Below are 7474 nucleotides of genomic sequence, written 5' to 3' on the forward strand. Positions count from 1 at the left end.
TGTATTAAATAATATCATAGGAATTATAGATAATAATGGAACAATAGTATCTAAATTTGATTATGACGCCTTTGGTAACATCATAAATCAAACAGGATCTGTAATATCTAATTTCAGATATAAAGGATATTATTATGATACAGATATAGAATTATATTATCTAAAGAGTAGATTTTATAATCCTGTATTATTAAGATTTATTACCCCAGATTCTATAGAATACCTAGATTCATCGAGTGTTATTGGATTAAATCTATATGCATATTGTGGTAATGATCCGGTTAATAAGTATGATCCTACAGGGCATTTTCCATTGCTAATTTTAGCTGCTGTATTATTATTTACACCAGTAGGGGGAACAGCTTTACAAGTGGCAACATCGGTATTGAGTTATGCTGGAATGGCAGTTGCTTCAATATTTGATGAAGATATTAGGAATGATATGAACGCAATTGGTTGGAACCCATTTAACACAGATGAATCCGCAACTTTAAATTCTAGTAAAGTTTCATTTTATAAAGGGGTCCCTGTATTTAGAACTGCTGCTGGAGGTCGTTCTGGATCGTTTGGAGCAATCTTTTTAACTAAAGGTAGCGGTGTAGATACATTACGGCACGAGAGAGGTCATAACTGGCAATTAATGATGATGGGTATTGGTACTTATGGTTTTACTGTAGGAATACCTTCACCTTCCAAACTAGGGAAATGGGATAAAGATGGAAATTATTATGGAGCGCCATGGGAAACAATGGCAGATATATTAGGTGGTGTCAAAGGTAGAACACATAGTAGTACTGAAATATGGAATGCATGGGGTTATTATGCAGTAAGTACATTATGTTTTCCATTTACTGCTTTATATTGGTTATAAATCTACTATTTAGAGACTAAAGAAAGGAATATAGTATAAGGTTATTTAATTTTATAATATTTGGTGATTTACGTGAAAAGAATGTATGTTATTTCTTTATTTATTTTTGTATTACTGAGTGGATGCGTATCTGATCCTGCTACTTACTATTTTGATGCTAGTAATATAATAAATCAAGCAACCCAAATTCAATTAGTAGTATGTGAAAATGATAATCCAACCAATATTAATGTTGAAGAAGACACAATTTTATTTTTTGATATTGATAATATTAGAATTATTGAAACGTTGGAAACGGAAAAAATTGATGAATTTGCTTACGAATTATCTTCAATTACTTTTCATATAGAAATGGAAAGTGTTAATTCACCAGTCGGTTATACCATTATAATATATATGGAAAATCGAGAATTAATAGTTTTGTCATGTACTGTTATAGGTGGTATTGCATATGGAATGGCAGCTATTTTTTTAAATGACGGAACTTTTGTTAGACATATTGCTCGATTTGCAGATGAACCAAAATTTAAAAGATTGTTAAATAATTATTTTGATTTATGACGAATCATAGATTTTAGAAAGAGCATAAGAAGAATATTATTTCATAATATTTCTCAAAGTGCTTTATATTTGCAAATTGGATACCAATTTCATTACTAACACATTATAATTAAGATATTATTATTATGAGGACACTCGTAATAGCCCCGTCCAAACTCAGTTATTCTATTGCAACTCTAGATATTCTTCTCCGGAACTTTATGGTTTATAAGTCCAGATAGCATTGAGTATTTAGATCCTCAAAGTATCAACGGATTAAATTTATATGCGTACTGCAGCAACGCCCCCGTTAATAAGTATGATCCTACAGGACATATTGCAATCTCTATAATTGTAGGGTTGGTTGTGTCATTTGCTATTGGTACAACAGCTAGTGCAATTAGTCAGTATGCTCAATATGTGATGTAAACTGGCTTCAAGCAGGAGTTGATGGGTTGTTTGCAGTTGCCTCAACGGCATTAGCTTACACTGGTATTGGATTAATTGGATCTATCGCTGCAGGAGCAGGAATGGATTTAGCACAATACACATTAGATTCGCCTGTATTCCATGATGACTTTAGTTTATCTGGTGCATTAATTGCACTGGATTAGGACCATTGGGAGGCTTGGCTAGTGGAAGAGGTGCTCAACACTTTAAATCTATTGGGAGTAATCTAGATGATATTGGAAGGACTGGTGTTAAGGCGATTTTAACTGCATTTGACAAATATGGAGCAGGTATGGGTTATCAAAAAGTAATGAACTTATGGGAGGTAGAGCGGCAAATTCTCTTGTAAAATCTATTTCTCAAAACTTCACAAAGAGTACATTGATTATTTGGGGTACAACGGCTGCAACATATGGAGCAGGTGGTTGGGCAGTGGCAAGAAAATTTGCTGTTACCGGAGGAACATCATTACTAAATAGTTTGAATCAAAATGCAACATTTGGTGAAACAATGAAATCTTTAGGAATTTCTTTGTTGGTTTCTGGTGCCGCTCAAGGAGCGGGATATTTAGCAGGAAAGTTTGGACCACAATTACTATCTAAAATTGCACCAAGAAATCCAAATCATTGGCTAACGATGGGAGATATTGGTTCTGCATTATGGGCAATTCCTGCTGTAAAAACTGGAGTTATTCGCTTCGCAGGAGGCGTTGCTGGTTCTCTTATCAATAGTTTTTAAGAGGTATAAATGATGTGGGAGTTTATTAAATATTGTTTGCATTGTTTGTTAATGTCGATTTCTGCTGCGTTTGGAAATAATCCTGAAGGAATGACATTTAAACATGCAATAGTTGGAATTGTTGCAATGTTTGTATTATTAGGACTAGTATTGGGGATTTAATGGCTAATAGCGGTAATTGTTAACAAATTTAGATAATAGAAGAATAGTAAAAATATATATTATAAAATTTATAATACTAAATAATAGCAAATTACTTTCACAAACAAACTGGGCGAGTTTACACATTAAGTAAATTCGCCTTTCTTGTTGTGTGCCGGGCATGGCGTAAGTCTTACTGGTGAAAGTCCAGTCACGGGTATTTACCGCCAAGTGTAGCGAACCACAAACCGAAAACAGCGATGTTGGGATGAAGGAAGTGATGTAGCAATTTTTGGCTACGAACAGAAACTTGATGAGGCTAAATGGTAAATGGTTAAGTGTAAGGTTGCAACACAAACTAAAACCCTAATGGTAAACGTAAAATCAAAGATTGTTAACTATTTAATTAGTGCTGATTTACTTTCTAAGCCAAACAAAAAGAGGAATAGACCGGGTTTGGTCAATCCTCTATTGTACGACCTTAGGTGGTTTGTGAATAATATAAATGTAGCGACGTATACGAGACCCGTGCGTACGGTGCAATGGGAGGGCAAAGATTATTTTCTTTCCTCTACCCTATTTTTCCAGACGCTTTTAAATATTTCTCTTTCTTCCCCTTGATATAAGCCTAATTTTTCATAAATTTTTATGAAGCCTGTACTTTTAAGTACAGCCATGGATGCAATATTTTCTTAAGACATATAACTAATACCTCGTGAATTCCTAATTTTTAGGAATTATTGGTAAGAAGGCATTTACTGCCTCCTTCACATATCCATTGAAGGTAGATACCTCATCTAGTACAAATCTTCTATTATCTATAATTAATGAATTTATATGTACATCATAAGCCATATCTAAGGTGAATTTCTTGATGATTCATCTTATTGTTTCAATCGTAAACATATATCCTATAGCTTTTTATTCTTATCTATATTAAATTCCAATCTAAATTCTTGATCTTTCTTTTCTAAGAATAAATAGCTATTTAATGCATGTATTCTTTTAAGAGATAACTCTAATGCTTTATCTAATACCTCCTCGAATGTTGAATTATAGGTAATACCATTTACAATATAATCTTCCTTTTTTAGATTAAGTAGGCTTAAATCCTCATATTTGGTATAGATTAAATATTCCTTTTTATCCTTTTTGTGGAATAGCTTATCAAAGAAGATATAATCCCATAATCTTCCCCTCTTATTCGAATTTTTACATGCGGTATGAAATCTTTTATAGGATTTCTTGTAATAAGAATTTGAACCCATAAAGCGGAAGCATTTAATTAATGGATTTCTTATGAATTCCTCAATAGAATCATAATAGGTATATGCATTTGGGAATAATTCATAAAGGGATGTTTTTGTTAAATCGATATTATCCTTAGCTGCAATATAGGAATCTAGATAATTTAGGGCTTTATCTAAATTATAGGAATCCTTTTTGATTCCTTTAATATATGGATATAAATAATCCATAAGTGTATTGGTGGAAATTAATCCATATAGGAATAATATTCCATCAATGAAGATTGAATCACTATCCTCCATATGTGCCTTAAATAGAATAGATACCTCAACTATGAATTCCTTATAATTATTTCTTATGAGCTCGTGAAGCTTATATTTATCCTTTTTAAATGGATTATATATAAAAGAATAGGTAGAAACATTTATAAAATTGGCAAAATTAAAATAGGCAGATTTATCCTTTGGAAATTTATCTGTCATAGAATTTGGTAATTCTTTAATTGTCTTCATTAAAAAGAAATAATTTAATAATGCGCCCTTCATAGTAAAACCTCTTAAATTATTATAAAATAATTCATTAAAATTTTATAGAGTTATTTTAAATTTGATTGTTTTAATGTACAATATTAAATGTTTGTGAGGTGTTTTTTAAATGAAGTTATTAACAAAACAAAAGCAAGACGATATGGCAAGACAGGTAAGCCTTAAATCTAGAGATATAGATATTTGTATTTTTAGTGCACTTGAGGGCTCCTTACCTAAGGAAATGCTACTAGATTGCTTAATGCTATATGTCAATAAAGATGGTGGCTTTGGCCATGGCTTATATATTGATAATTATAATGTAAATTCTAGTGTATATCAGGTATATGAAGCATTTAGGCTTTTAGATATGCTAGATTTTGATTCTTCATGTCAAAATGAATTATATGACGAAATCATCAATAAGGCATGCAATTATTTATATAATCGTGTACCACCAGTAAAGGGTATTTGGAATCCGAATACTAAGAGCAATAATGATTATGCACATTCTATGGAATTTGAATATAATGAGGAGAATAAGAAGCTATTTGGATTACATCCAACAGCTGCCCTATTAGGCTATACCCTATTATTTGTAAAGCCTACGAAGGCTTATTATAAGAAGGCTTTAGCAACCATTCCTTTAATCTTAAAGGAATTTTATGCTAAAGAGGAATTTACAAAATATGAGCTTATAAGCTTTAATTCCTTATTAAATTCCTTAAGAAAATGTAATTTACTATTAGAGGATCAAAAGAAGATTGAAGAAAAATTAACAGAATATGTTAAGAAGAATATTTCTAATGATTTCAAAAATCAAAAAGCGAACAGACCTTTAGATGTTGCCTTATATTTAGAGGATAGTGCCTTTGATGATTTAAAGATGCAAGAGCTTGATTATTTAATTGATAGCATAGCACCACATGGTATGTGGGATTATAATGGATCCTGGGGATACGATAAATATGCTGAGGAGGATTCTGCAAAATTAAAATGGATTGGTGCTGGAACCGTTAACAATTACTTTTTATTAAAAAAGTATGGAAGATTAGAGTAATTTAAGTTATAATTTTATATCGAGGTGTTATAAAATGAAAAAAAGACCAGTTATGTTAATTATTATGGATGGATATGGAATTGCTCCTGCTTCTGATTCTAATGCAGTAAGCATGGCAAAGAAACCAAATCTAGACCGTATTTTTAGTGAATTTGACACAAAGCAGTTAAATGCATCTGGAGATGCAGTAGGACTTCCTGAGGGTCAAATGGGTAATTCTGAGGTTGGTCATATGAATATTGGTGCAGGTAGAGTTGTAAGACAGTCTCTATCTAGAATCAATTATGATATTAAAACCGGTGAATTCTTTAAGAATGAAGCTATTTTATCTGCAGTAGAGAATGCAAAGAAGAACAATAAGAAGTTCCATATTTTAGGCTTATGTAGTGATGGTGGTATCCACTCTCACACATCTCATATCATTGCGATTGCAAAGCTTGCACATGAAAATGGAATAGAGAATGTATATTATCATGCATTTATGGATGGTAGAGATACATCTCCAACATCAGGTAAGGATTTCTTAGCTAAGGTTATGGAAGAAGGCCAGGTTAAGGTTGCAACTGTTGGTGGTAGATATTATGGAATGGATAGAGATAAGAACTTTGATCGTATCCAATTAGCATATGACGCTATGACAGAAGCTAAAGGTGAATATTATCCTAATGCTTTGGAGGGTGTAGTAAAGTCTTATGAAGCTGGTAAGACCGATGAATTTATTATACCATTCGTATCGGATAAGAATGGTATGATTGAAGAGGGCGATAGTATTGTATTTGCAAACTTCCGTCCAGATAGAGCTATTCAAATTGCAACAGCATTCTCTAACCCAGAGGGTATTGTTTATAATCCTGAAAAGCCTTATAAGCTTGATACAACAAAAGGACCTAAGTCTACATACTTTGTATCTATGATGAAATATGCAGATCAGGTTAAGGGTACTTTAGCCTTCGGCTTACAGACATTTGACAATCTATATGGTGATGTCATTGCTAAGGCAGGCTTAAAGCAATTAAGAATTGCAGAAACAGAGAAGTATGCTCATGTTACATTCTTCTTTGATGGTGGTGCAGATAGAGATATCGAAGGTGCAGATCGTATCTTAGTTAATTCTCCAAAGGTTGCAACCTATGATTTAAAGCCTGAAATGAGTGCATTTGAGGTTAAGGATAAGGTAGTAGAAGCTATTTTATCTGAAAAATACGATACAATCATCTTAAATTTTGCAAACTGCGATATGGTAGGTCATACTGGTGTAATCCCTGCTGCAGTTAAGGCAGTTGAGGCAGTAGATACCTGCGTTGGTGAGGTTGTAGCTGCACTAGATAAGGTTGGTGGAGTTGCACTTATTACTGCTGACCATGGTAATGCAGAAAAGTTATTAGATGAAGAGGGTAAGCCATACACAGCTCATACAACAAATCCAGTACCAGTTGTAATTACAGATAAGAATATTAAGCTTCGTGATGGTATTTTATCTGATATTGCTCCAACATTACTTGAGCTATTAGAATTACCTATTCCAGAAGAGATGACATCTAAGTCATTAATCGTTAAGTAATACTACAAGAGTAGTTATTATAAAAAAATTCATATTTACTTCGGGGTTTGGTGAAATTCCATACCGGCGGTATAGTCCGCGAGCGTTTGCATGATCAGGTGTAATTCCTGAACCGACAGTAGAGTCTGGATGAGAGAAGAAAAATCTTTTTTAGATTTTCCAATATGCCCCATTTGGGGCATATTTTTTTGAAGTAAATACATGTTATTTTATTTATTAGTAAATTTAAAACTCTATTTATTATTACTATTCGTATATATTTGTATTAAGTAGGAATAAAAAAAATAAAATATTTTTATAATAGACATAAATAATGTCAAAATAGGGTGTATTATACGAAT

General features: G+C 32.4%; 8 protein-coding genes and 1 riboswitch. Of the genes, 6 read left to right on the plus strand and 2 right to left on the minus strand.

Annotated features, from left to right (window positions below; translation table 11 throughout):
- The 4 genes from SPJ17_RS04180 to SPJ17_RS04195 all read left to right on the plus strand — a co-directional run.
- Nucleotides 1-871, plus strand: an 871-nt coding sequence (locus SPJ17_RS04180) for an RHS repeat-associated core domain-containing protein (RefSeq protein WP_321092986.1), incomplete at its 5' end; no start/stop codon positions are given.
- A 72-nt stretch (nt 872-943) separates the two neighbouring features.
- The gene (locus tag SPJ17_RS04185) at nt 944-1432 is read left to right on the plus strand and encodes a hypothetical protein (protein ID WP_321092987.1); all 489 of its coding nucleotides are present in this window, start codon (nt 944-946) and stop codon (nt 1430-1432) included.
- 434 nt (nt 1433-1866) lie between these two features.
- Nucleotides 1867-2025 (plus strand): hypothetical protein, encoded by a 159-nt coding sequence (locus tag SPJ17_RS04190; RefSeq protein WP_321092988.1) that lies wholly within the window; start codon nt 1867-1869, stop codon nt 2023-2025.
- A gap of 154 nt (nt 2026-2179) precedes the next feature.
- Nucleotides 2180-2599, plus strand: a complete 420-nt coding sequence (locus SPJ17_RS04195) for a hypothetical protein (protein ID WP_321092989.1) — start codon at nt 2180-2182, stop codon at nt 2597-2599.
- Nucleotides 2600-3463: 864 nt separating this feature from the next.
- Here SPJ17_RS04195 and SPJ17_RS04200 read toward each other — a convergent pair.
- Nucleotides 3464-3595: a hypothetical protein gene (locus SPJ17_RS04200; RefSeq protein WP_321092990.1), complete on the minus strand. Its 132-nt coding sequence runs from the start codon at nt 3593-3595 to the stop codon at nt 3464-3466.
- 56 nt (nt 3596-3651) lie between these two features.
- Nucleotides 3652-4533, minus strand: a complete 882-nt coding sequence (locus SPJ17_RS04205; protein WP_321092991.1) for a hypothetical protein — start codon at nt 4531-4533, stop codon at nt 3652-3654.
- 109 nt (nt 4534-4642) lie between these two features.
- Here SPJ17_RS04205 and SPJ17_RS04210 point away from each other — a divergent pair, with 109 nt between their 5' ends.
- Nucleotides 4643-5572, plus strand: coding sequence for a hypothetical protein (locus SPJ17_RS04210; RefSeq protein ID WP_321092993.1), 930 nt, complete (start codon nt 4643-4645; stop codon nt 5570-5572).
- 34 nt (nt 5573-5606) lie between these two features.
- Entirely contained in the window at nt 5607-7133 is a 1527-nt protein-coding gene (gpmI, locus tag SPJ17_RS04215; protein ID WP_321092994.1) for a 2,3-bisphosphoglycerate-independent phosphoglycerate mutase, read from the plus strand.
- Nucleotides 7134-7165: 32 nt separating this feature from the next.
- Nucleotides 7166-7278, plus strand: a riboswitch (FMN riboswitch).
- Nucleotides 7279-7474: the final 196 nt, after the last annotated feature.

Origin of the sequence: Anaeroplasma sp., assembly GCF_034179385.1 — a bacterium.
In the GTDB taxonomy this organism is placed as follows: domain Bacteria; phylum Bacillota_I; class Bacilli_A; order Acholeplasmatales; family Anaeroplasmataceae; genus Anaeroplasma.